Here is a 25,502-nt window from a genome sequence, read left to right as displayed (position 1 = left end):
AAAAAGATTCTGTAACGCTAAAATCTCTTTTAACGATGAGTTCTGGTTTTCTTGGTGATGATAGCGATTACAGTAGTCCAGGGAATGAAGAAAATATGTACCCAACCAAAAACTGGGTAAAATTTTCCCTTGATTTACCTATGCAAAAAGACAAAACAATAGGAAAAGATTTTGCTTATTTTACAGCTGGAATTGTGGTTTTAGGAGATGTTATTCACAAATCTGTTCCTGAAGGCTTAGTTTCTTATGCAGATAAAAAATTATTCGCCCCTCTTGACATTATTAATTACAAATGGCAATACACGCCACAAAAGGTAGGTAATACGGCTGGCGGAATACAACTAAGAGCTATTGATTTTGCAAAATATGGTCAATTATATAAAAACAAAGGACTTTGGAATGGGATACAAATTTTAAATAAAGAATGGGTAGAAAAAAGTCTGGATAGAAAAGTGAAAATTTCTACAAATGATGAATTTTATGGCTACTTATTCTGGAATAAAATTTTTAAAATTAACAATAAAGAATATGAAGTATCCTATTGTAGTGGTCGCGGAGGAAACAAGATTTTTATTTTTAAAGACATCCCTTTTGTCGTAGTAATTACTTCTTCTGCCTATAACTCACCAGATGCACATCTGAATGCAGACAAAATGATGACAGATTATATATTACCTGCAATAATAGGAAAATAATAAGGCCGGTTGCCAACAAAGTACTGTGGCGAAAAACAAGTCAAAAGTCATTAATTTATCATTAAAGTACATCGATAGGTAGCATCGTAAACCGAACTTGATCTAGCAATTGCAAAGGCCTATTGAAATTCGCGCCAATTGGGATGTGCAGTTAAGTATGACTCTGTTTTAGACTAGTTGTGTCTGATTAAACAATAAGACGGCGGTATTACAATGCATAAGACAAGACCGTTGCATAATCCAACGATTTCGCTATAATCTCTTTTTTATGCTGATTATTTTTGGTGTTTTGTCTAAAATCTTCTTTTTAAGTTCTATTTCTAGCCTTTACAGTTATTTTTCTTATTGTTTTTCTCCTAAATTTTACAATTAGACGCAATTATCCCTGGACTTCTATACAAATTGTAACACATGGCTTCCATAAGATTTTGGGTATGCATTTTTTCTATTCCTCGATATCTTGCTAACCCTCCGTTAAACTATCTTTTTATTCCTCCAAATGTACGCTCTACCTTGAATCTTGTTTTGCCTATTAATTTATTGAACTTCCTTTCCCAACGTGTTAAAGGTTTGTTCTTGTAAGCTTTTCTTAGAATATGATTTTTTAGATTTCGCTTTTTGAGTAGTCCTGCATTTTTCTTTGACTGATACCCTTTATCTGCTTTTAATGGGATGTCTTTTGGTAAATCTATATTCACTGTTTCTAGCACGTCTTCTAAATTGACTATCTCATTTTTACTTGCCGTTGTGGTTAAGACTCCTATGACAAGACCTTCGTTATCAGTCACATGATGTTTTTTAAATCCAAAATGATACTTCCCTCTTTTCTTTAGCCATGTTCCATCTGTATCTACACTGTCAGCATACTGCTTTTTTGCCTTTATCTCTTCTTCGCTGCGATCTTCGGTTACCTTATGGTTCGTCTTTCCTTTTGGTCGAAGTGGGGTATCGATGACACTAGCATCGACTATGATCCCCTTTTTAACAATGATGTTGTGAGCTTCCAATTGTGCATTAATGATGCTGAATAACTTCTCAAAAGTTTTAGTTTTTGTTAACGCGGTTCTAAATCTACTCAAGGTGCTATGATCTGGCGCAACTTCATCTATATTCATCCCGCAGAAATAACTGAAAGAGATGCTGTCGTTCAACCTATCTTCTACTTCATAATCACTCAATCCATACCAACTTTGCAAAAGACACATTTTAAACAACAGTAGACCGCTATAGGAAGGTTTACCTACAGCACTTTTACCTCTAGAATAATCAGTATCTATTAGCTTTTCGATGTTATCCCAATCGATTAGTGTATTTATTTGGCTGAAAAACGTTCTTTTTATCTTTCTTGATCGCAAATCACAAATTGTGTCTGCTATTGTAGGCTGTTTCTGTAGTTTCATACATTAAAAATAAGAATTAATGCCCTTATATACAAACAATTAGGGTGATTTAAAAACTTTATTTATTAGATTTTACCTTGCAACGGTCTTAAGACTTAGCTGTAATTTATCCATCATACTCGTCAATTGGATTATAGGGGGTCGTCGAAAGGCAAATTGGGATTACTCACGAGTTCTATTGGTATTGCACAATTCAGTTTTAAAAACCCCACTGACTTCTACTGCTCTTTTTTGGTGGCCTATCTCAGCTGCTTATGATAGTGGTTTTTACAATAGGTAGGACATAAGCCCTTATCCGATCTGCCAATGGTTATTTTCTCACCTATGTTGCCTTTATTTTTCACAAGATCTCGACGAGGACATAATAGCTCAAAATTCATAGAAATTTACACTCGATTTTGAGCGATGAATAACAAAAAAATAAAATTATGTTATATATTATACAAAAAAGTGTTAATTTAGTTAGCAATATGAAATAAGTCTTAATAATCATAAGTCCTATACTATAGAGTTGAATAGGGTTTGTACGGATGTTGGCATTCATTAAAATAACTAGAAATGAAAGATAGAATAAGTATTTCAATATCAATATTGGCAATCATAATATCTGGTGTATCCCTATATTTTTCTAATTCCCAAAGACCTGATATTGATTTTAATTGCGGTGTAGAAATAGAGGTATATAAATCTATGGAAGGAAGTACAGATAAGGATTTACTTATTCCTTTTTCTTTTGTCAATAAATCGAATCAAGCAGGAAGTATAATGCAAATTAAATTAAATATTTGTCCCTTTATTAATAAAATACAGTTGAGTGAAACATTATGTAATAGAGACTTTCTTTGGACTGGAATATGGAAGACTTCTTATGAAACAATTAATGATAGTTTGAAGACTAAAGGGTTAACAGATCACCTTTTTGACCAACCTCATATTATTACTCTTACTGGGAATTCAGCCAATTATCAATTAATAAACTTTTTCCCTATAAACTCTAATTTTTCTTTACAAAAAGAAAATACTATTTAGAAATATCTGTCTTAACTGATTATGAAGAAATTTGGATTACAAAAAAATACTCTTTTGAGTATAAGGGCAATTTTAAAGTTAGACTCAATAATCTATAAACAATTAAACAAAATAAATTATGGTAACAATTAATGAATTAACAGAAGAGCAATTTAAAGGTTTATTGGATGAATATTTTGCACCAGCAGAAAAGCGTTCAAAAATGACTGATAAAGAAGTTAAAGAATTAGCGCAGAGACTAAATGAAAAAATCAATGTTCCAATAATAAACGAGACAGGTGAAGAGAAGATATTGATTAAGATTGTAATTAAAGTTGACAGGTTTCTCTATGATAACTTACCTAATGAATTTTACGATTTGGTAAGAAGTATGGATAAGGGAATAGATGATGATGAGGCAAAACGGTTAATAAAAAGGCTATCGAAACTTGCGAACAAACATATTGACATTCCATATATTCCTGAATCAATGGAATATGTTGCTATTCGATTAGTTATAGGTGTTGTAATTAATGCAGCTAGAAAACAATGGGATATGCACAAAGCAAAAGAAAATGCACTTAGAATGAACATTCCAAGTAATGAAAATGCTTCCGAACAAGAACTCGAAGGAATGATTTCGTAAATCTTATTATACCACCAAAAATGGACATTGATGATATGGAATTATCGATTGATGAGTTAGAATTGGTAGCTGGAGGTTGTAGTAGTTGGACATGGTCTCTTCTATCTGGTTTAATTTGTTTAGGGTATCAAACAGCAAAGCATTTGGATAATTGTTCTTGTCCAGGCTAATAATTATTTAATTAAAAAAAGCAATTCTAAGTTAAAGTTCAGAATTGCTTTTTTAACAAATTAAGAATAATGAAGAAAAATGCATCATTTTTATTGATAATTATAGGATTAGTAACAGCTTTCACTTTTATTAAGCTTCCAACTGATGGCTATAAAGAACTTGCTATATATATCAAATGGGGAGGAGTATTTTTTTCAATTCTTGTTATATGTTACGGTATATACTTACTATTAAAAAAAACCAATGTAAATTAAGAATAATTAATTTTTACGAAGTAATATAAGAAATGGCTTGAAATTTCATTAACCGATTCATTAAAAAAATCTTCAACAAAGAAATTATTTTTATCTTCAAACCACCAATGACCTAATTCTAAAGATGGGTAATAAACTAACTTAGTCCTTAAAGCAATTTCAATTCGCTCTAATACATCAAATAAAAGTAATCTAAGCTTTCTATCAAAAGTATATAGATTGATTACATCATTGAAATTTGTTCCTTCGACAAACTTATGATTTTCCTTATCAATTTGAAATTCCCACCAGTAACCTTGAAGTCTAAAATAGCTTATATTCTTAAGATAATTTTTAGCTATTTCATCATCATCAATTACTAAGCCTCTATCTTTTAGCTGAGTAATTTGTTTGTCTAGTGTTAGTACTTTTTTTGGATAGTCTTCTTTCTTCACTTGATATTAAAAAAGACCCGCCTGGGTGCGCTATTAGGAAGCGTGGCGAGTTCAATTAATTCAAATAAATAATATGTAAATCATTTATAACATACAGACATACACTTTTTGATAATATTTAACACATCTTAAATAATAACACTTATACTATCAGTTTATTACGTTTTTAAAAATGAAGATTTAAAACAACAATCTAATTATTCAGATAACAAACTTCGCAACTGAAAGAAAAATACTGTTGGCAATACCATATATAATAAATGGCTAGTTCTCGCCTACTTAAGAAAATCCTTGCAGATTTTATATTCGGTTTTTATTTGCTAGATTAGTTGCTTAAACACGCCACTATCCATAGTGTGCCAAGAATCAACCATGGCAATACATAAAATGGTTGAATGCTGTAATTAAGATGATGGTAAGTCCATCAGAGTCGTTGTATAGGCGATGGCTCTAAACCCCCTAAAGGTGCTGTTGTAAAGAGCCCCGAAGCTTCGGGGGTGCTGAGCGTTTAGGAGAATCCAATCCACGAGGTTGGCAAGGTGTGAGTAATGGAGTTGAACCCTTCGTCAAGCTCAGGATAAACTACAGTAAACCACTGACGAGGTGTCGAGAAGTTGCTATTTTCAGTCAAAAGCTACGGAGTATGATACGGAGTGAAAAGTAATGTTAGCAATAACATTAATTACAGAGATAACCTATTTATTTTCTGTAAGGCTGGCGTCATTCAGGTGGCAAGAACTTTACTTGGGCTTAATTATGGAACTTGGGAATCTGCTTATGGATGATAGACTTGTGTAAGGCTACCGCATTAGGATTCGCTACAAGTCGAAGGGAAATATTCAATCGAAACAATCGAGAGATAGAATACCAAAGTTGTAAGCAGAGGCGGACTCATTCGTAGTAGTGTTGATCCCGAAACTTCGGGAGTGTAATGGAACTGGAGCAAAGGGATGAGCTAATTTTAATTTACAATTTGCCAACTTGCAAAAGGAAGAGCTTATTTTTGTAAATTAAATTAGAAGAGCCGTGTGAGGGGAGACTTTCAAGCACGGTTCTGTGAGAGGCTTGGGGTGAAATTCCCCTTGTCTACTCGACTACAATCCATTCTACACAAGCAAAAAACCAAAACTATATGAAAATACTTCATACAGCCGACTGGCATTTAGGACACCGACTGCACGAACAAAGTCAAGTTGAAGAGCAAACCCTTTTTCTAAAATGGATTCATAAGTATATTGAAAAGGAAAAAATCGATGTTCTGCTTATTTCGGGGGATATATTTGATACCAATGCACCTTCAAATCAAAGTTTGGAGATGTATTACAGTTTCTTGATTAAGTTGAAAAGTACTTCTTGTCAATCGATTATCATTACAGGAGGAAATCACGATTCGCCTGGTACATTAAACGCACCAAAACATATTCTGAATGCCCTTTCCATTAAAGTTGTGGGTAGGGCAACAGAAAATATAGAAGATGAAGTTTTTGAAATTGATATTAATGGTGAAAAAGTAATTATTGGCGCGGTTCCTTATTTGCGTGATGGAGATATCAGAAAAGCGGTCGCTGGAGAATCATTCGAAGAATTAACGGATAAATACAAACAAGCATTAATTAATCATTATCAGCAATCTGCTGAGCAATGTCAGTTAATTAACATAAGTCATGCGCCTGTTATCGCGATGGGGCATTTATTCGCAACGGGTGGTTCGGTATCCGAGAGCGAACAAAATATTTATGTTGGAAGTTTAGGTCATATTGGTGCTGGAGATTTCCCAACATATTTTGATTATATCGCTTTGGGACATTTGCACAGACCACAAATCATCGGAGGAACTGAAAAAGTGAGGTATTCTGGTTCGCCAAATATTCTCAGCTTTAGTGAAATTAAATATGACAAGAAAATCATTGTACTAACGATTGAAAACAATGAAATTTCAGCGATAAATGATGTTTTAGTTCCACGTTTTAGAAACTTTTATAAAATCGAGGGAACGGTACAAGAATGTATTAATCAATACCCAAACCTGATTTCTAATGAATATAGATTAATTCCTTGGGTTGAAATTGCGCTAACAGAAGAACACAATATCAATACAGATGAATTGAAAAAAGCAGCGGAATCTTATCCATTCGAAATTCTAAAAACAGCTTTGAAAAATCAAAGAAGATTGCGTGGTATTGAAGAATTATTGGAAGAAACTAAATCGATAAAAGAACTTTTGCCTACAGAAGTTTTTAAGTTGAAATGCAAAGAAATTGGCTATGATTTAGAAGATAATCCAGCAATTGAAGATGCATTCAATGAAATCTTACAATCCGTTAAAAATCAATAAGCTCCGATTGAAATGAAGATATTAAAAATAGAATTACAAAATTTAAATTCATTGAAATCGGATTCTCCAATCGTAATTGATTTCGAAAATGAATTATTCAAAGATGTCGGATTGTATGCCATTACGGGTTCTACTGGAGCAGGGAAAACAACGATTTTAGATGCCATTACCATTGCTTTATACCACAATGTTCCGCGATTCAATAATTCAAAAGGAACTTTGTTGGATGTCGTGAGTCATGGTGCAACAGACGCGTTTAGTAGGGTGACTTTCGAAAATGAGAATACCATTTACGAAGCTTATTGGGGAATGCGTTTGGCTTCAAAATCGGGAAAATTGCTTGTAAATCCGCAAGAGGAGGTAAGTCTTAAAAACCTTACGTCCAATACCATTTTATCGTCCCAAAAGAGAGCGGTAAGTGAAGATGTTATTCGCGTTACACAATTGGATTATGATCAGTTTTTAAGATCTGTAATGTTGGCCCAAGGAGAATTTGCTTCGTTTTTAACGGCAAAAGGACCAGAAAAAGGTCGATTGTTAGAACAAATCACTGGCGAAGAAATTTATAAGAAAATTGGTCAAGCCATTCTAGATAGAAAAGCCAAGGAAGAAAATACCTTGAGAGAAATTAAATCTAGAATCAACGCTGATGATGTTCTTTCTGAAGAAGAAAAGATCCAACTAACAACAAAAAATAAAGAACTCGTTGTTCATATTTTAGAAGCAGAAAAAGAGATGAATTCCATTCAAACTATTGTGAATTGGTATTTAAAATCTAAAGAATTAACCCATGAATCTGAAAAATTAGAACTTGATTCTAGAGTAGTGATCATTGAATTTGAAAATCATAAAGCTGAATTTGAATTATTGGATTTAAATGAAAAAGCTGAACCATTCAAAGAACTGATTCAAAATTTCAATAGAAATGAAAAAGCGAGTCTTGAAAAAACGAATCAATTAAAACTTTTAGAAGAACAATTGAGGCAACTCAAACCTGAAATTGAGCAATTAACAGGTTTGACTAAAAAACAAATTGAAGAATTAGATTTAGAGGACAAAAACTACGAAGCCTGGCAACCAAAATTTGATTTGGTTACGAAACTGGATGGTCAATTAAAGAATGAAGCGGACAATCAACAAAAGTCTAAAAAGTTACTTGATGAGGTGCAAAGAGAGCTTAAATTATTGAGCGATGAGAAAAGTGAGTGTTCTAAACTCTCAAAGGAAGCAGAAAATAATATAAATATAGACGAAGATTTTGTCACACAAAACAAATTCTTGACAGCCGTAAATCAAGAAATGTCTAGTTGGACAGCAGCATTAGCGACTTTAAATGGAAATAAAGAAGCGTTAAATGAAAACATTTCAACCATTGAGCAGAAAAAGAAGGGAGTTGAAACTACAAAAAGTGAATTATCATCCAATAAAGAATTACTTGATTCAAAAATAGCTGAAATTAAAAAGATTGATAGAGAAATCACTATCATCAAAGAGCAACTAGCCAAAGATAATTTATCGGATCTATTGAACGAGGAAAAAAGACTTGCTGAAATTATATCCAAATGGAAGCAATTGAAAACGTTTTCTGTCCAATACCTAAAAGAAACAAAAGAATTAGAAAGAGCGCAAACCCAAAAGGGAAAACTCAGTGCGGATATTGATACACTTAAAAAAGAGCTTGAAACAAAATCTAAGGAAATCCTTACCCACGAAAAGTTGGTGGAAAAAGCTCAAAAGATTTATGAATTAGAAAAAAGCATTTCAAAATACGAGGACGATCGTCACAATTTATTTGCAGGTCAACCTTGTGGATTATGTGGATCCAAAGAACATCCATTTACTGAGCATTTGGAATCTGTAGGTGTTTCAAAATCTTTGCATGAGCTCAATGAGTTTACGAAAGAATTAGAAGTTTTAAAAAACAATAAATCTGATTTAGAAAAAAAGGAGATAAAATTCACGACAAGTAGTGAGTATTTATCCCAGCAGATATTAGCATTCAATGATGAATTAAAGGAGATCAAATTCAATGCAAAACAATTGGAACTTGATACAGAATTGACTAATTCAACCAAAATTGAAATTGAAATCAATCAATCGACACCGAAATTGTTGGCAATGACTGGACAGATTAATTCTGCTCAACAATTACAAAAGCAGAAAGATAAATTATCAGAGGATTTCAAAGTTCAAAATCAATCCATCGAAGCATTAAAAACAAAAGATGTTTCACTTGGAGAGAAAATTAAAAATTTGACTGCTGAAATTGATAGCAAAAAAAAGTCGATTGATGAACTATCGAAAACGTGCGCAAGATTAGAAAATGAGTTAAAAGAAAAATTAGCGCGTTTCAATTATCAATTGCCATCCATAGAAGATACAACTTCATTTATTCAAGGAATTGAAGCAAAGATTACACAATTGAATTCAACCCAGAAGAATTTAGATGAATTAAAAAGTGATTTAAGAGTATTTAAAAACAGATTAATTGATATTGATAAGCGAACTGAAACATCAGTAAAAGCTTATGATGAGCATAAGAAATCAATAACAGAAAGTGATAAGAAGTCAGTTCAACTTAATAAAGATAGAATTGCCATTTTACCACTTGATATTACAGTAGAACGTAAACGCAATAGTCTGCTATTGATTAGAAAGAAATTGACTGATAAACTTGAATTGAGTAAAAAAGAATTACAGAAGCAGTTAGATCTTCAACGGGAAAAAAAAGCTATAAAACTGGAGAACAAGAAAGAACAAGTAGTTTTAAAAACGGTGTATGATTCACTGAAATCAACACTGGATGCTCAAATTTCTGAAAGTGATTTCGAATCAAAAGAAGCAATCGAAAAAGCGTTGTTAAGCAGAGAACAAAAACTAAAACATACCCAAAACAAAGAGCGAATCAAGGAAAAACAGTTGAGATTAAAAACCTTAAAGGAAACAAATCTCAAAGCTATCTCAAAGCAAAATAAAACGAAAACCTTCGAAACGACAGAAGAAGAAAGCAAGGCACTTTCTGAAGATTTAAAAATCAAAAGAGATGGTTTTTCAGCAGAAAAAGGGGAAGTAAAAGAAGCGTTTAGAAAAGACCAAGAAATTAAGGATAGAAACCAAGAAGTTTACAAACAGATTGAAGCCCAAGATGCAATTTGTAACGTTTGGAGGGAATTATTTAAGATCATCGGTAATTCCAAAGATGCTTTCAATGTTTACGTTCAGCGATTAACCCTAAAACATTTACTGGATTTGGCCAATGTGCATTTGTACAAATTAAACAAGCGGTATTCCTTAAAAATGGAAGAAGTTTACAAGCCAAAAGAAGAACTCAATTTCAATTTAATTGACCATTACCAAACCGATCAAGCGCGATTGGTCGACACGTCAAGCGGAGGAGAAAAATTTATCATAAGTCTGGCTTTAGCACTTGGTTTATCAGATTTAGCCAGTAAAAATGTAAAAATAGACTCTCTATTCATTGACGAGGGCTTCGGAACATTAGACAAAGATACCCTTGAAACAGTAATTTCAACATTGGAAACTTTGCAGTCGGATGGAAAAATGATAGGAATCATTTCTCACGTTGAAAATTTGAAGGAGAGAATACCAACACAGATTATGATTAACAAGAAGAGTAATGGGGTGAGTATGGTTGAGATGTTGTAAAAAGCCAGTGTAGAACAATGTATAAAAAAAATAGCCGAAACAGAATTAAATTAAAGGGTTGTAGCCCGCTTCAACTTTCTTGAAACTTGAAAAGTTTGAAGCCCGCAGACGACGACCATTCTTAGCCAAACGTCGGCTTCATTATGACAAATATGCTTTCCTGATGTTGAGAGACAATAACTGTGGTAGCTTGTTTTCGAATAAACTAATAAAATAGTCCGCTATATAAAAAGTTTCAATTCAAAAAAAGTAGCTCCGCTAAGAATCGAACTTAGATCTAAAGTTTAGGAAACTTTTGTTCTATCCATTGAACTACGGAGCTATTGTAGGTTTAGAATTTCCAAAGTTAATTGAAAAATTTGAACTGAATATAAAAACCAACACGAACTATGGTATAGAAATTCTAGTCTGAAGGCAAGGGTTCTGTTGGTTTTTTCTTAATCAGATATAAGTAGACCGGAAAGTGGTCACTATAGCCATTGGTAAATCCACCATCGGCAAAGGAGCGAAAGGGGTAGCCTTTAAAGCGGCCTTTTGGATTTTGTAGATAATACGGATTAAAAATATTAGCCTGGTAAAGCGTATAGCTTGAATAATCGGTGGTGTGAATTAAGGGTCTCGAGACCAGAATCATATCAAAGAGATCCCAGGTATCTCTCCAAGCGATGGTGCCTATGCCTTTTTTAAAGAGCTTTTCAAGGGGATTATAAAGCCCTCTTATTCCTAAATTTTCAGAAAATTCCTGTGCCTCTAAAACCTCTTTTATACTTTCGTTGTAAGGGCCATCATTAAAATCTCCCATAATTAGGATTTTCGCATAGGGGTCTTGGGTTTGTATAGAATCTTTAATTTTTTTAGTGAGTTTAGCAGCGTTTACTCGGTTGGGGCGGCTGCGTTTTTCGCCTCCTCTTCTAGAGGGCCAGTGATTTACGATAAAATGCATCTCCTCACCGTCCAATTTCCCCTTAACATAAAGCTGATCTCTGGTATACTTCCGTTTGGTCCTATCGATATCGCTATACAACACGAGTTCGTGGGCTTTGGAGTGGATGGGTCTGAATATACTTTTTCTATAAAGCAAGGCGACGTCGATACTCCTGGCATCTGGCGAGTTGTAATGTATAATCCCGTAATCGTAGCCAGATAAGGAGTGGTCGTTAACTAGATCTTGCAACACGTTAAAGTTTTCAACTTCACATACGCCAATCACCGCCGGCGGTTTTCCTGTGACTTCAGACCCTAAGTCAGCAATGACCTTAGCCATATTTGCGACTTTTGCTCTGTAGATGGTCTCGCGTTCACCTTCTGCGATTTCCATAAGGGGAGAACTTTCATCAAATTTAGTAGGGTCATCTTCAGTGTCGAATAAATTTTCCAAATTGTAAAACCCTATAGTATTGATAAGGAATTCTTCTGATTCTTGAGATGTTGGCGTTGTCTTCTGCACCGAAGAACAGCTAGACAAAAGGACTATAAATCCCAAAAAAAGACCTCGAAATTTCTGATTTGAAATCATCTCATACTTATTACACATAAAGTATAGTATATGTTTTAAATATAAAAATAACATATTTTTTTATTTAAATAGTTGCATTATATAAATAGACTTATGTTAACTTTAATATATAATAGACGGTTATGTTTAGATTTCATTTACTGTTTTATGTATTTCCCCTTATCTTAATGGGAATAGTTGCTACTGCTCAGCAAACTGATGTTAAAGGCACAATTTTAGAAATGGATACAGAACAGCCACTCCCTGGGATAACTATCTCTATTGAAGGGATGGGCATAAAAGTACTGACCGATGAACAAGGAAGATTTACGTTTGTTTCTCAAGATTTGCCTTTAGGGGAGCAAATTTTGGCTGTAAATTCCACTAATTATGAGTCTAAACGATTTCCGATCATCATCAATGAAGGAGAACTACTAGACCTTGGTGAGATTTATCTCACTATTGATTTAAGCGAGGAAAACAGACAAATAAGCACCATTTCTTTATCCGATGATGAGTTGGACGGAGACGATGCGAGTTCTTTTAATATTTCTGGTCTTTTAGCCTCGTCTCAAGATACCTACTTAAGAGCTGCAGCATTTGATTTTAGTGCTGCCTTTTTTAACCCAAGAGGCTTAGATAACGCCAATGGTAAATTACTAATTAATGGCTTGGAAATGAACAAGCAGTTTTCTGGAAGGCCCAATTGGGCGAACTGGGGAGGACTTAACGATGTGCAAAGAAATCGGGTGTTTTCAAAAAACACAGAAGCAAGCGATTACACCATTGGGGATGTAGCTGGGGTATCTAATATTATGATGAGAGCCTCCAAAATGAGAAAGGGTGGGCGCGTGTCTTTCGCAAGTTCCAACAGAAGCTATCAGGGCAGAATTATGGGAAGTTATAATTCTGGTTTACTCAATGGCGGTTGGTCCTATTCAGTTTTGCTGTCTAGACGTTATGGCGAGGAAGGCTTTAGAGAAGGAACCTTATACGATGCCAATTCTATTTCTCTTTCTGTTGAAAACCAAATTAATGATAAGCATAGTCTCAATTTTACAGGCTTTTATGCTCCCAACAGAAGAGGATTAGGAACGGCGGTGACTCAGGAAGTTGTCAACTTAAAAGGTATAGAATACAATCCGAATTGGGGAAGCTTTGATGGTGCTCAGCGCAATTCTAGAATTCGTAAGACCGAAGAGCCTGTTTTTATGCTGAATCACTATTGGGATATTGCCGATAATATTTCTTTAAATACCAATGTGGGCTACCAATTTGGATTCTTCTCTACCACTCGCGTAGAAAACGGCGGCACGCGATTATTTACAGATCCTAATACTGGTGAACAAGCCTATTTAGGCGGGGCAAGAAATCCTTCGCCTATTTATTATCAAAACTTACCAAGCTATTATTTAAGAGATCCTAACCCGACCCCACTAGATTATCAAGGGGCTTTTTTAGCTCAGCGGGAGTTTCAAAACGATGGTCAGTTTCAATGGGAGGATCTTTACTTTGCCAATTTCTTAAATCAAAATAGGGGTGGAAATTCTACTTATGCTATTCAATCCGATCGTGTTGAAGACAAACAAGTCATGGCTAATACTATTTTGGATGTAAAATTAGCCGAAAATATAACACTTAATGGTCGGTTAAACTACAGGAAGCTCGAGAGTGAAAACTTTGCTCAGCTAGAAGATCTGTTAGGCGGAGACCACTATTTAGATGTAGATTTTTTTGCTGAGGAAAGTGCATTGATTACTGGGATAGGAACAGATTTGGCTCAGAGTGATCTCAGAAATCCTAATCGCCTTGTTTTAGAAGGAGAACGTTATAAATACAATTATAAGGTAGATGCAGAAGTTTATGATGTGTTTGCTCAAGCTCAACTTCAATATAAACGTATAGATTTTTACACGGGCTTAAGCTTTGGGAAGACAACCTATCAAAGAACAGGCTTATATGAAAATGGATTTTTCTCAGGAGATCGTTCTTTTGGTCTTGGAGAAGAATTGGATTTCACAACCTATGCTCTAAAAGGAGGCACGACTTTTAGGTTAACGGGAAGACATGTTTTTACTCTAAATGCGGCTTACTTTCAAAATGCACCTACTTTGCAGAATTCCTACAGCAACGCCAGACAAAATGGAGATGTAGTTGAAGGTATAACGGAGGTGAAAATTCAATCTGCAGATCTCAGTTATATTTATAAATCTCCAATTATAAGTGGGCGCATCACGGGGTTTTATACTGGGTTTCAAGATGAAACCAATGTTGGGTTTTATTATACAGAAGAATTAACAGGTCTACCCGTGGCTAACAATCAAAATAATGCTTTTGTGCAGGAAGTCATGACGGGTATTGACAGGTTGCATTATGGGGCTGAATTTGGTGTAGAAGCTAAAGTTCTCACAACATTAACTCTTAAGGCAGCAGGCTCTTTTGGGCACTACATTTACGATAGTAATCCAAATTTGTATTTGTCCAGTCAGAACTTTCCAGAGGCGAAGCTGAGGTTTGGCGATGGTAAAACCGAGTTAAAAAATGTGAGAGTTCCTAGTGGTCCAGAACGTGTATTCCAATTGGGTTTTGAGTACCGAGATCCTCAATATTGGAATTTTGGCGTCACTGTCAATCACTTTTCTCATACCTATATAAGTCCAAGTGGACTTTTACGATCTGATAATTTTGCTTTGGATACCGATGGAATTCTTTATAATGATTATGATGAAGTTCTAGCTAAGGATATTTTAAAGCAGGAACGCTTTGATGACTATATGCTCGTGAATATGATAGGTGGGAAATCTTGGAAAGTGAAAGATTACTTCGTAGGTTTTTTTGCAGTGGTCAATAATGTGCTAGATCAAGACTACAAAACAGGAGGATTCGAACAATCTAGAACGAGTAATTATAGAAGCAGAGGCGAAGATCTCAATCGGGAAAATGGACCTCTATTTGGTAACCGGTACTTCTTTGGCTTCGGGACTACCTATTATTTAAGCACATACATAAGATTCTAAAAGTATAAAAAGACAGACTGATGAAACCGATAAAAACAAATTTGATATTCCTTTGCTTAGGGACGCTCCTATTCTTTTCTTCTTGTGTAGAAGATGATGATTATAATGCACCTCAGTTTTTGGAAACCCCTCCGGAAATAGAGGGTAACATTATAAGTTTAGCTTCTCTAGCTGGAGTTCTAGCTCAAAACGACAGCCTCTTTACGTTTGAGGCAACGAATAATTTTGCTGAAGCCTATGTCGTGTCGAACGATGAAGGTGGGAATTTCTTTAGAGAGCTCATTGTCCAAGATAAGCCAGAAGCTCCTACTTATGGTATTGCTGTGCAAGTAGATCTTAGTCCCTTGTTTACAAAATATAACTTTGGAAGAAAGGTATATATTAAACTGGATGGTCTTACTTTAGGTCAGAGAGAAGGTAGTGAACCCAGATTGGGAGTGATAAATGGGAGTACTGTTGGAACAATTCCAGAATCTTTTGTAGAAGATCATATTATAAGAGATACCATGACCGCACAAGTTGTCGCCACTCAAAAAGAGATATCAGAACTGGTGTTTACGGATGCGAACACTTATGTTGAGCTTACGGATGTTCAATTTTCAAGTATTTACTTCTTGAACAATACCTCTACAACATATGCTTCCGAGACACAAGATGAATTTAATGGAGAAAGGAGTTTGGAAAGCTGCGTAAGTTCTGCAGAACTTATGTTTAGTACAAGTACCTTCTCCGATTTTAAAGGGCTTTCTCTACCTCCTGGGTCTGGTAGCTTGAAAGGGATTGTTACACGAGATTTCCTCGGTGAGTTTTTTACGTTTTATATCAATTCTCCTGAAGATGTGGATATGGTAGGAGAACGCTGTGATCCCCTTGTGTTTTCTTGTGGAATCGCTGCTATTCCAGCAGCAATGGAATTCATCACTGTAGATTTTGAAGACCAAAACACCAATAATCCCCTGAGTATTCCTGGCTGGACCAATTATATAGAATCGGGTTCTGAAGCTTGGGAAGCTTTTTTAGATAATGGGACTAACCAGTCTTTAGGAATATCGGCGAGAGCCGGTTCATTTAACTCTGGGGATGTCACCAATGTGTCTTGGTTGATTACTCCAGAAATCCCTGTAGAGGCCAATTCCAAAGTCACATTAGAATTTAAAACTTCCAACAGCTTTTCCGATGAAAGCGTATTACAGGTTCTTTATTCTGTTGACTGGGACGGAACAGAAGAAGGCGTCTCTGCAGCAAATTGGGCAAGTATTTTAGATGCAGAGATCGTTCAAGATGATCAATTTTTTGCAGACTGGGTCAGTTCTGGACTTGTAGATATGTCCTGTTTTGAAGGAGATGGCTATATCGCCTTCAGATATATAGGCAGCGGTGCTGAAGCTAGTGATGGAACTTATGAACTGGATGATATTCTAATTTCTGTAGAATAGGCGAGGTATACTTATCGTGTATTATTTTAAATCTTAAAACACTTACAGTTATATGTTGACGAGTTTGTCTTTAGATATAATTTATTTACCAACATCAAAACAGTTAGATTTAAACTATTGCTTACTAATTTAGAGAAAAGAATAACTTATAGCCAGTTAATAAAATAATCTCATTTTTGATACAAAGTGTAAATTTATTAAGTTTTATTTAGTACTTTTGTGTCTCAATAATGAGACATTATGCAAAAAAACGCCGATTTATCAGCAATTTATGACCTTCTAGGGATTAGCGGTCAAAAGACCCTTAAAGACTTGTTTGATGAAAAAAAAAAATTGTTATTTATATCTTCAGATAGACAATTATCATCCCTTATCGGTATCAATAAAGACACTATGTCTAGAATCATAAATGGTGACAGCAAAAAAGTTGATTTAATTTCTATAATAAAGATTAGTAATTTTTTAGATTTGAATATAGAGGACACTGTTAAGGTGTATGTTTCATCTTTAGAGCCGGAGTATATTTCAGAAATTGAGGACAATCGAAAAGCGAACTATATAGTTAGAAATTTCGATTTAGAAGGTCTTAAAAAGATGGGCTTTATTAAATCTAAAACAGATTTCAAGTTAATAGAAAAACGTATTATATCTTACTTCAAAATACCTTCTATTTTTGATTATACAACCTACGTTGCACAACCCTTATTTAGTAAAGGAAAAAGATCTGGAAGTGATCTAATGAATGATTTTTGGGTTAAATCCGCTTATAACAATTTACAAGCTATAAATAATCCAAATGAATTTGATTTTAATGATTTTAAAAAATTAATCCCGAAAATAAGACCGTATACTAGATTGGAAAAAAACGGTTTACTCACCGTGATTCGTGCTTTATATATTGTAGGAGTTAGTGTGATTGTGCAAAAACATGTAACTAAAACATCAGTTAAAGGAGCAACGTTTATTGTAAACAATAAACCATGTATCGTTTTAACAGATTACTATAACAGATATGATATGCTTTGGTTCACGCTTTTTCATGAGTTGTGTCATATTATGTATGACTTAGAGGATTTAAGAACGAACAAATACCATCTAACAGGTCATCCAGATTTATTGTTATTAAATGAAGATAGGGCAAATCACTTTGCTAGAACAATGTTGTTTGCTGATGAAAAAATGGATTTTATATTTCCGAATATAAAGACTCACTTAGTAGTATCTAAATACGCTAAAGATAACAACGTGCATCCATCAATAATTTATGGATTCTATCTACATGACAATCCCTCTAAGAGAAAGACACATTATCCGATATTAAATAAATATCTAATATCTTCAGAAGTTGCTTATAAGTCTATAAAATTAAATACTTGGACTTCTGAAGATCCGTCAGAGGAAATAAAAAAAGTTTTAGAAACAATATCGAATTAAAAACAAGATGAAAGATAAAGATAAGAAAGAAGGAGTAAATTTTGAAGAAATAAAAAGGCTTGCAGAAGAAGCTGACAACAATAAAAGTTTTGATTTAGGCTTCGAAGAAGATCTTGATGAAAATATTTATGATATAGATTTTACAGACGATCAACAAAATCCAAAAGAATCACATCGATTATTTTATGCGATTCAAGGCATTTTAAAAAATCACTTACCAAAAGGGGACTCTTATGATGAATTACGAAAAGTTGTTAGAGAAGAGAAGACAATATTTTTAACTGGTAAAAAAATAGACAATTCAGGAAGGCGTAATGCAGATAGCCGACAGGCTTACATATCTACTCATTTAAAAATTGCTTTAAACACCTTATTTGAATGGATTAGTGAGGGTGGAAATAGCTTTGATTTATTTATGAAATTTAGAGCCTTAAATATAGAAAGGGGTTATTTTGAAGAAGATGAATTGTCAGATTACAATCAAAAACTAAAAAAAGGTTTAAAAGGGAATTCTAAAGACCATCAATAAGATAGTAGTGGAGTCGATAACGGAAAAATACATAAATAGAGGTAGTAAAAATCAGTAAATAACTATCATATAAAAAATCTGCATACGTTATGACCGTATAGTTAGAAATAAGCTCCAAGAGATAGTATCAACTAATGCAATTAGATCCTAAAACAAGTCTGCCTGCCAGTTGCATTCAGGTAAGTTTAGGATAACAAACCACCAATACCAATTTAGTTTTTAAATGTTGCATTAAAAATTTGAATTATTTTTTACTTAATTGAAGAAAAAAATATAAGCATAGCAATAGTTATGGTTCTATTTTATGACGATTAGTAAGTGAAAAAGAAACTGATTTTATACGACATTTGAATGCTAAATTGGTATAAGTTATGTGACAACTTATTTTGTAATGGTTCGACTTTATAATTTACTACATTTGAAAAAATGAATTTCTCGGGTGAGTATCTATAAAAAGCTTTTTAAAAACACCTTTATTTACGGAGTAGCGACAGTAATCCCGAGGATGCTTTCAGTTATTTTGGTTCCTTTATATACTGGGGTTCTAGAAAACACTTCCTTTGGAGATTACTCCATCATTTTCTCCTACTTTGTTATTTTCAATGTGATTTTAGCATACGGGATGGAAACGGCTTTTTTCAGGTTTTATAATAAAGAAGAAGATAAATCTCAAGTGATACACACCTCCACTTGGTCTATTCTCTTCACAACTCTGGCTTTTCTAGCCTTAGCCTACCTATCGATATCAAACATTGAAAATTTCACAAGGATCAATCCTCAAAATCTACAAATCATCATTTGGATTCTGGCCTTAGATGCTTTGGCAATTATCCCATTTTCTTGGTTAAGAGCGACCAGCCAACCTGTGAAATTTGCATTTATCAAAACTGTCAACGTTGCCATAAATCTGGGCTTGAGCGTGTTTTTTCTTCTCTATTTGGGCCAATGGTCCGAAACAAACTCTTTCTTCCAATCGATCTATATTCCTAATTTTGAAGTAACCTACATCTTTATCTCTATGCTAATTGCCAGTGGGGTTACTTTATTTCTTTTGTTCGATTTCTTTAAGAAAATCAAATTTGAATTTAACTGGAGCCTATGGAAATCTATGATGTCCTATGGTCTTCCGGTTTTGATTGCGGGGTTGGCCTTTTCTATCAACGAGGTTGTAGACCGCTTGTTTTTGGAACGGATGTTACCAGAAAACATAGCTAAAGAACAAATTGGGATTTACTCGGCTTGTTATAAGCTAGGGATGTTTATGACTCTCTTTGCCACGGCTTTTCGATTGGGTATAGAGCCTTTCTTTTTTAGTCATGCGTCCAGCAAAAATCCCAAAACAGCTTACGCGATGATCACCAAATATTTTGTGATTGTTGGATCTATAATTTTATTGGGCGTTATGGTATTTGCAGATCTCTTTAAACAGCTGCTAATACAAGATGAGAGCTATTGGGAAGCCATGAAGATTGTTCCAATCATTCTGCTGGCCAATTTGTTTTTAGGAATTTATCACAATCTTTCTGTCTGGTATAAGGTCACAGACAAAACTCACTATGGCGCTTATATTTCCTCAATTGGAGCGCTTTTTACAATAGGAATCAACTTTTGGTTAATTCCTGAAATCGGTTATGTTGGGTCAGCAATAGCGACCTTAACCGCCTATGCCAGTATGATGTTACTTTCGTTTTTCTTGGGTCAAAAGTATTATGCCATTCCTTATAAATACGGTAAAATATCAATCTACCTCGGTGTTTCAATTCTATTTTCTATACTTTCGTTTTATTATTTCAGAGAAAATTACCCAGTGGGAATTTTTCTTATTTTAGTATTCTGTGTTGGAGTTTATCTAAGCGAAAAAGAGGAACTCCAAAGACTTATAAAATCAAAATAACCATGAAAGTAAAGATTATCAATCGTTCCGCTTTTGAATTGCCTAAGTATGAGACGTCTCAATCTGCAGGAGTAGACCTGAAAGCAAATATGAAGGAACCTATTTATTTAGAAAGCTTAGAGCGCTGTCTTGTCAAAACAGGACTTTTTATAGAACTTCCTCTTGGTGTGGAAGCTCAAGTAAGACCAAGAAGCGGTTTGGCTCTCAAAAAAGGCATCACCGTTCTCAATTCTCCAGGCACTATAGATGCAGATTACCGTGGAGAAATTGGAGTTATTCTGGTGAATTTATCTAAAGAGATTTTCACCATAAATTCAGGTGACCGTATCGCTCAACTTGTTCTAGCAAAACATGAACAAGCCGAGTGGCAAGAAGAAGACATCTTGACAGAAACTCAAAGAGGTGAAGGAGGATTTGGAAGTACGGGTCAATAATAAGTATTTTAAAAGCAAATCAACAAAAGAGGGTTCTACTTTTAATTTTAGATAGATATGACATTCGAAAAAGACTTTAAAGAAGCTCTTAGCTTTCTTCCAGACAAAGAAAAAGATAAACTCATCTTGCGCTTGTTGAAGAAAGATAAAATTCTGGCTAAGCGTTTATATTTTGAAATGGTGAGTTCCATTAGTTTAGAAGATAAGCGCTCCCAAATGGAAGAGAGTATTAAAGAGAGAACAAAACTGTTTAATAAGGAATTTTACTCTGTGGGGTATTTAAATATGGACATCCGTTTTTTGAGTGGTGATATTACAGAGCACGTCAAAATTACCAAAGATAAATTTGGGGAGGTCAGTCTAAATTTGCTTTTATTGAAGGAAGTTTTAAGACACAATAACTCCCATATTTGTAAAGCTACGCCGCGTAAATTTATAAAAATAGGGGTAGCGCTTATCGCTAGGGCTTATAAAATTCTCGTTCTGATTGACAAATTAGAACAAGATTACTTACTGGAGCTAGAAGAAAACCTTGAAGAATTAGGTCGTCTTATTGGAGAAAACCCACCATTAATGAAAATGGCAATTTTCTGCGGACTAGATGTTAATTGGTTCATTCGAGCAGAGATACCAGAAAACATATCAGATATATACAAGCATGTAAGAGCTGAAGGCTATCTTAGTGCAAAAAATCATTAAACTTACTTTATGAAAATTATAGTTCCCATGGCCGGAAGAGGCTCAAGACTAAGACCACATACACTTACCATCCCGAAACCCTTAATACCTATTGCTGGAAAACCTATTGTACAGCGTTTGGTTGAAGGTATAGCTGAGGTGCTTGAAGATGAAATAGATGAAATCGCTTTTATTATTTCTGAAGATTTTGGTGTTGAAATTGAAGCAAAGCTGAAAAATATTGCGACAAGTTTAAAGGCGAAATCAACTATTTATTATCAAGATAAACCTTTGGGAACCGGTCATGCCATCATGTGTGCTAAAGACTCATTGAGTGGTCCTGCTGTAATTGCTTATGCCGACACCTTGTTTAAAGCTGATTTTAAATTAGATAAAGAAGCAGACGCGGTTATGTGGGTAAAACAGGTAGAAAATCCTGAAGCTTTTGGGGTTATAAAATTGAATGACAAAGGACAGATTACAGAGTTAGTAGAAAAATCTAAGGACTTTGTTTCTGACTTGGCAGTGATTGGGATTTACTATTTTAAAGAAGTGTCACAGCTCAAAACTCAGTTGGAGAAAGTCATCGAAGAAAACATCATGCATGGGGGAGAATACCAGATCAATGATGGGATTAAGAAGATGAAAGAAAATGGGGCTATTTTTAAACCAGGACAGGTTGACGAATGGATGGATTGTGGCAATAAAAAGGTGACCGTTGAGACGAATTCTAGAATGCTGAAGTTTATTCATGAAGATCAAAAAGAACAATTGATGTCTTCCTCCGTTAAAATTGAAAATTCTGAAATTTTAGAGCCTTGTTTTATTGGGGAAAATGTGTTTTTGAAAAATGCTAAAATCGGTCCAAATGTTTCTATTGGAAATGGGACAACGATTGAAAATTCATCCATTAAAAATTCCTTGATTCAAGAAAACTCTCAAGTTCTTAATGCTAATCTTGATAAAGCTATGATAGGGAACTTCGCTAAATTTGATGGGAATTTCACATCCGTAAGTTTAGGAGATTATTCGGTTTTAGATTAAAAAAAGTATGTCAAAACACATTCGTCTTTTTTGTTTTATGGTAATGCTGCTGTCTTTTTACAGTTATGCTCAGGACAAAGACAATTTATCCGAAGAGATCAACGTGGATAATCTTGGAGATAACACAGACGAATTTCAAGAGACTTTCTTTGAGGCGATTGCTCAAAGGGCAATAGAAAATCCCCAAAAAGCGATAGAAGAATTAGAAAAATGTTTAAAGCTTCAGTCCAACAATATGGCGGTGTATTACGAATTAGCCAAAAATTACATCGATTTGGAAGCCTACGATAAGGCAGAAACCTTCTTAAAAAAGACTTTAGAAGATTCAAAATACAAAGAAAATATAAACATTCACAAGCAGTTGTTTTATGTTTATTCCATGCAGAAAAGGTATGAGGATGCTATAGGAGTCGCCCAATTTATAGCTGAAAGTGATCCGGTGTATTATCAAGAGTTGTCGAATTTGTATTTGATCCAAAATGAATATCAACACGCTTTACAAGCTTTGGATCGTTTTGATGCGACGGAGGGTTTAGATGAGTTTCGAGATCAATTTCGAATGGTCATTTATAAAGAAGGGAACCTCTTAATAAAAGGGGTTGAATATTTTGAAGGCAGGTTTCAAAATTCTTTGGAAGATACTCGAGCGGCAACATATCTTATGGAGCTTTACAGGCTTAATAACGCTCCAGAAGAGTCTATAAAAGTCGGGAATCGTGTGCAAGAACACTCTGTTTTTAACCCAGAAATTAATGTAGAATTGGCATTAGCTTACCTAGTGACTAGAAATATCCCAAAAGCTAAAGCTTACAGTCAAAAAGTGGTGGAAAGCCTCACTCTAGAAGAAAAAGATAAAGTAAAAGTGATCAACTCCTTTAAAGCCTTTGCGCTCCAAAACCCTGATGCCCAAGATGCTTTTGTAAGCGTATTAGACTCAGCACTCACCTCAGAAAAGAACTCCTCCAGCAAAGCAGAATTAGGAGAATTTTACAAATCTAGAGATAAGGAGAAAGCCTTAGATAATTATAAATCTGCTTTACGGAATAAGCCTAATGATTTCAGGCTCGTAACAAATATCATTGAGCTTGAAGTGGAGTTAAATAAGTTTGAGGACTTATTAAACACTAGTGAAGAAGCTTTACAGAGTTACCCTTCACAAGCATTGCTATATTATAGTAAAGGATTAGCTTTGAACAAATTGAAAAAACACCAAGCAGCTATTGAGGTTTTGGAAGAAGGTTTAGACTATATTTTCGAGGATAGTAATCTAAAGCGAAGCATGTTTGAAATTTTAAAAGACTCCTATTTGGCATTAGGCGAAATTGAAAAAGCGGAGGCCTACAAGAAGAAATTAATAATAACTCAAGTTTCGCACCCATTATTCACAGGGTTTAATTGGAAAAAAATAGCATGAAAACCAAGGGAAACCCTTGGTTTTACTGTATCTTTAAGTAACTAAACACAAAGTACAAAACATGCTACAACACGAATATATTGCAAAAGTTCAAGAAATAAAAGGGAAGTTTAATAAGGTTTGGTTTAATTCAGACTATTTACGGGCACATCTGAATATTTTAGGCTTCAATAGAATAAAAAAACAATTCAGTTGGTGCAAAAAGGCGGGTTTTTCATTTGAGGATTTGATCGCTACGCTCTTGATTTTGCCCCTTATTGGAATTAATTCTATTTATGGACTTACAACTGACAAAGATCCAGAACTTAATAAATGTGGAAAAGATTCATACTATCGAATCTTGGCAAATCAAAAAATTAATTGGAGAGCTTTTTTGGCCCAGTTTGTAAAGCAATATCTATTGAAAGATGAACTCTTCACCCCCTCAGCAGACCCTACAAGATGCTTGATCTTTGATGATACTGATCTTTCAAAAACAGGAAAGACTATTGAAGGAGTCTCAAAGATCTACAACCATGTGTCAAAGACCTACTATTTAGGTTTCAAGCTACTTGTGGCTGGGTATTGGAATGGAAGTGTTTTTATCCCCATTGATTTTAGTCTGCACCGTGAGAGCAAAACATCAAGATTAAAATATGGTCTAACCGCAAAGCAGCGTAAGGCCCAAAAGAAGACACCAAGATGTAGTAAAACAGTTGCGGCAAAGAGGTATAGGGAACTCAATAAAAAGAAAACAGACCTAGTAGTGCAAATGTTTTCCAGGGTTGTAAAGCGTAAAATTCCTGTAGACTATATTTTAATAGATACCTGGTTTACAAGTGTGGGATTACTTAAAAAGTTACGAAGTATTTGCAGTTCGACCCATATTATTGGGATGTATAAATACAATAGTAAAATTGAAGTCAGATCAAAGGTCAAAACTTTAGCACAACTTAAAAAACAGAAAGCAAAGCCCAAGCGCTGTCGTAAATTCAATTACTACTACCATCATTACATAGCTGAAATTGATGGGCTCAAGGTTGCTCTCTTTATTTCGAAGCGTGGGAAGAACGGCAAATGGCACACCTTAATAACCACTGATACATCACTCAAATTTGTAAAAGCAATTGAAGTATATAGTATTCGATGGTCAATTGAAGTCTTTTTTAAAGAAGCCAAGCAGCTCTTTGGTCTTGGAAAGTGTCAGTCTACCAATTTTGATGTCCAGATTGCACAAATAACAATTGCAATGACCCAATATCTGCTCACAAGTATTCGGTACAGAATGGAGGCTTATGAAACCATAGGCGGATTATTTAAAGATTTAAAACAGGATTATATTGAAAATAAGCTGAATATCAGAATATTGGCAGTTGTCAACTTAATTTTAACCAATTTGGAAAAACTAGTAGAATCAATTGATATTGAACTTATTACATCCAAAATAATAGAGGATATTGAGAGTTATGGGTTTCTAACAAATACCCATAGCTTTAATCATCAAGGTGTTAAGTGAAATTGATTAGGTGCGAAACTTGA

General features: G+C 34.4%; 19 protein-coding genes and 1 tRNA gene. 16 read left to right on the top strand and 4 right to left on the bottom strand.

Features of this window, described 5'->3' with window-relative positions; all coding sequences use genetic code 11:
* The first annotated feature begins 35 nt into the window (after positions 1-35).
* A complete protein-coding gene (locus P700755_RS20645) occupies positions 36-695 on the top strand; it encodes a serine hydrolase domain-containing protein (RefSeq protein ID WP_245536020.1) in 660 nt (219 codons plus the stop codon).
* Positions 696-1,174: 479 nt separating this feature from the next.
* Here the strand turns inward: P700755_RS20645 and P700755_RS07955 are convergent, their stop codons facing one another.
* Complete coding sequence (locus tag P700755_RS07955) at positions 1,175-2,095, bottom strand: IS5 family transposase (protein WP_015024184.1); 921 nt, start codon at positions 2,093-2,095, stop codon at positions 1,175-1,177.
* A gap of 558 nt (positions 2,096-2,653) precedes the next feature.
* Between P700755_RS07955 and P700755_RS07950 the strand changes: the two genes are divergently transcribed.
* The 3 genes from P700755_RS07950 (at position 2,654) to P700755_RS19910 (ending at position 3,919) form a co-directional block, all read left to right on the top strand.
* Positions 2,654-3,124, top strand: a complete 471-nt coding sequence (locus tag P700755_RS07950; RefSeq protein WP_015024183.1) for a hypothetical protein — start codon at positions 2,654-2,656, stop codon at positions 3,122-3,124.
* A 118-nt stretch (positions 3,125-3,242) separates the two neighbouring features.
* Positions 3,243-3,749, top strand: coding sequence for a hypothetical protein (locus P700755_RS07945; protein ID WP_015024182.1), 507 nt, complete (start codon positions 3,243-3,245; stop codon positions 3,747-3,749).
* A 20-nt stretch (positions 3,750-3,769) separates the two neighbouring features.
* Complete coding sequence (locus tag P700755_RS19910) at positions 3,770-3,919, top strand: hypothetical protein (RefSeq protein ID WP_015024181.1); 150 nt, start codon at positions 3,770-3,772, stop codon at positions 3,917-3,919.
* Positions 3,920-4,170: 251 nt separating this feature from the next.
* Here the strand turns inward: P700755_RS19910 and P700755_RS07935 are convergent, their stop codons facing one another.
* Positions 4,171-4,608 carry an Abi family protein gene (locus P700755_RS07935; RefSeq protein ID WP_015024180.1) on the bottom strand — a complete coding sequence of 146 codons (438 nt, stop codon included), beginning with the start codon at positions 4,606-4,608 and terminating at the stop codon, positions 4,171-4,173.
* 1,132 nt (positions 4,609-5,740) lie between these two features.
* Here P700755_RS07935 and P700755_RS07930 point away from each other — a divergent pair.
* Complete coding sequence (locus P700755_RS07930) at positions 5,741-6,943, top strand: exonuclease SbcCD subunit D C-terminal domain-containing protein (RefSeq protein WP_015024179.1); 1,203 nt, start codon at positions 5,741-5,743, stop codon at positions 6,941-6,943.
* A gap of 12 nt (positions 6,944-6,955) precedes the next feature.
* Positions 6,956-10,609 (top strand): AAA family ATPase, encoded by a 3,654-nt coding sequence (locus P700755_RS07925; protein WP_015024178.1) that lies wholly within the window; start codon positions 6,956-6,958, stop codon positions 10,607-10,609.
* Positions 10,610-10,859: 250 nt separating this feature from the next.
* Here P700755_RS07925 and P700755_RS07920 read toward each other — a convergent pair.
* Positions 10,860-10,931, bottom strand: a tRNA-Arg gene (locus P700755_RS07920).
* A gap of 81 nt (positions 10,932-11,012) precedes the next feature.
* On the bottom strand, positions 11,013-12,125 hold the full coding sequence (locus P700755_RS07915; protein ID WP_041758691.1) for an endonuclease/exonuclease/phosphatase family protein: 1,113 nt from the start codon (positions 12,123-12,125) through the stop codon (positions 11,013-11,015).
* A gap of 122 nt (positions 12,126-12,247) precedes the next feature.
* On the opposite strand from P700755_RS07915, the gene P700755_RS07910 reads away from it, so the two are divergent.
* The 10 genes from P700755_RS07910 to P700755_RS07865 all read left to right on the top strand — a co-directional run bounded on the left by P700755_RS07910 (position 12,248) and on the right by P700755_RS07865 (position 25,479).
* Positions 12,248-15,121 carry a carboxypeptidase-like regulatory domain-containing protein gene (locus P700755_RS07910; RefSeq protein ID WP_015024176.1) on the top strand — a complete coding sequence of 958 codons (2,874 nt, stop codon included), beginning with the start codon at positions 12,248-12,250 and terminating at the stop codon, positions 15,119-15,121.
* Between the two features lie 20 nt (positions 15,122-15,141).
* On the top strand, positions 15,142-16,557 hold the full coding sequence (locus P700755_RS07905) for a DUF5689 domain-containing protein (protein WP_015024175.1): 1,416 nt from the start codon (positions 15,142-15,144) through the stop codon (positions 16,555-16,557).
* 240 nt (positions 16,558-16,797) lie between these two features.
* On the top strand, positions 16,798-17,991 hold the full coding sequence (locus P700755_RS07900) for a helix-turn-helix domain-containing protein (RefSeq protein ID WP_015024174.1): 1,194 nt from the start codon (positions 16,798-16,800) through the stop codon (positions 17,989-17,991).
* A gap of 7 nt (positions 17,992-17,998) precedes the next feature.
* Entirely contained in the window at positions 17,999-18,520 is a 522-nt protein-coding gene (locus tag P700755_RS18710; protein WP_015024173.1) for a hypothetical protein, read from the top strand.
* 439 nt (positions 18,521-18,959) lie between these two features.
* A complete protein-coding gene (locus P700755_RS07890) occupies positions 18,960-20,414 on the top strand; it encodes a lipopolysaccharide biosynthesis protein (protein WP_015024172.1) in 1,455 nt (484 codons plus the stop codon).
* Positions 20,415-20,416: 2 nt separating this feature from the next.
* On the top strand, positions 20,417-20,848 hold the full coding sequence (gene dut / locus P700755_RS07885) for a dUTP diphosphatase (RefSeq protein WP_015024171.1): 432 nt from the start codon (positions 20,417-20,419) through the stop codon (positions 20,846-20,848).
* 57 nt (positions 20,849-20,905) lie between these two features.
* Positions 20,906-21,547 carry a hypothetical protein gene (locus P700755_RS07880; RefSeq protein ID WP_015024170.1) on the top strand — a complete coding sequence of 214 codons (642 nt, stop codon included), beginning with the start codon at positions 20,906-20,908 and terminating at the stop codon, positions 21,545-21,547.
* Positions 21,548-21,556: 9 nt separating this feature from the next.
* Entirely contained in the window at positions 21,557-22,570 is a 1,014-nt protein-coding gene (locus tag P700755_RS07875; protein WP_015024169.1) for a sugar phosphate nucleotidyltransferase, read from the top strand.
* 7 nt (positions 22,571-22,577) lie between these two features.
* Positions 22,578-23,984 (top strand): tetratricopeptide repeat protein, encoded by a 1,407-nt coding sequence (locus P700755_RS07870; protein WP_015024168.1) that lies wholly within the window; start codon positions 22,578-22,580, stop codon positions 23,982-23,984.
* Positions 23,985-24,045: 61 nt separating this feature from the next.
* Positions 24,046-25,479, top strand: a complete 1,434-nt coding sequence (locus P700755_RS07865; RefSeq protein ID WP_015022725.1) for an IS4-like element ISPto3 family transposase — start codon at positions 24,046-24,048, stop codon at positions 25,477-25,479.
* The last annotated feature ends 23 nt before the right edge of the window (positions 25,480-25,502 follow it).

The organism is Psychroflexus torquis ATCC 700755, assembly GCF_000153485.2.
Taxonomy (GTDB): Bacteria; Bacteroidota; Bacteroidia; order Flavobacteriales; family Flavobacteriaceae; genus Psychroflexus; species Psychroflexus torquis.
The sequence above is the reverse complement of the archived record's forward strand: the minus strand, read 5'-3'. Positions and strand labels throughout refer to the sequence as shown.

Bases quoted from the DNA above. Each gene is read 5' to 3' on its own strand.
- P700755_RS07945 (WP_015024182.1), top strand. From the start codon at position 3,243: ATGGTAACAATTAATGAATTAACAGAAGAGCAATTTAAAGGTTTATTG.
- P700755_RS07865 (WP_015022725.1), top strand. From the start codon at position 24,046: ATGCTACAACACGAATATATTGCAAAAGTTCAAGAAATAAAAGGGAAG.
- P700755_RS07950 (WP_015024183.1), top strand. From the start codon at position 2,654: ATGAAAGATAGAATAAGTATTTCAATATCAATATTGGCAATCATAATA.
- P700755_RS07915 (WP_041758691.1), bottom strand. From the start codon at position 12,125: ATGATTTCAAATCAGAAATTTCGAGGTCTTTTTTTGGGATTTATAGTC.
- P700755_RS07870 (WP_015024168.1), top strand. From the start codon at position 22,578: ATGTCAAAACACATTCGTCTTTTTTGTTTTATGGTAATGCTGCTGTCT.
- P700755_RS19910 (WP_015024181.1), top strand. From the start codon at position 3,770: ATGGACATTGATGATATGGAATTATCGATTGATGAGTTAGAATTGGTA.
- P700755_RS07925 (WP_015024178.1), top strand. From the start codon at position 6,956: ATGAAGATATTAAAAATAGAATTACAAAATTTAAATTCATTGAAATCG.
- dut (WP_015024171.1), top strand. From the start codon at position 20,417: ATGAAAGTAAAGATTATCAATCGTTCCGCTTTTGAATTGCCTAAGTAT.
- P700755_RS07875 (WP_015024169.1), top strand. From the start codon at position 21,557: ATGAAAATTATAGTTCCCATGGCCGGAAGAGGCTCAAGACTAAGACCA.
- P700755_RS07955 (WP_015024184.1), bottom strand. From the start codon at position 2,095: ATGAAACTACAGAAACAGCCTACAATAGCAGACACAATTTGTGATTTG.
- P700755_RS18710 (WP_015024173.1), top strand. From the start codon at position 17,999: ATGAAAGATAAAGATAAGAAAGAAGGAGTAAATTTTGAAGAAATAAAA.
- P700755_RS07905 (WP_015024175.1), top strand. From the start codon at position 15,142: ATGAAACCGATAAAAACAAATTTGATATTCCTTTGCTTAGGGACGCTC.
- P700755_RS20645 (WP_245536020.1), top strand. From the start codon at position 36: ATGAGTTCTGGTTTTCTTGGTGATGATAGCGATTACAGTAGTCCAGGG.
- P700755_RS07880 (WP_015024170.1), top strand. From the start codon at position 20,906: ATGACATTCGAAAAAGACTTTAAAGAAGCTCTTAGCTTTCTTCCAGAC.
- P700755_RS07900 (WP_015024174.1), top strand. From the start codon at position 16,798: ATGCAAAAAAACGCCGATTTATCAGCAATTTATGACCTTCTAGGGATT.
- P700755_RS07930 (WP_015024179.1), top strand. From the start codon at position 5,741: ATGAAAATACTTCATACAGCCGACTGGCATTTAGGACACCGACTGCAC.
- P700755_RS07910 (WP_015024176.1), top strand. From the start codon at position 12,248: ATGTTTAGATTTCATTTACTGTTTTATGTATTTCCCCTTATCTTAATG.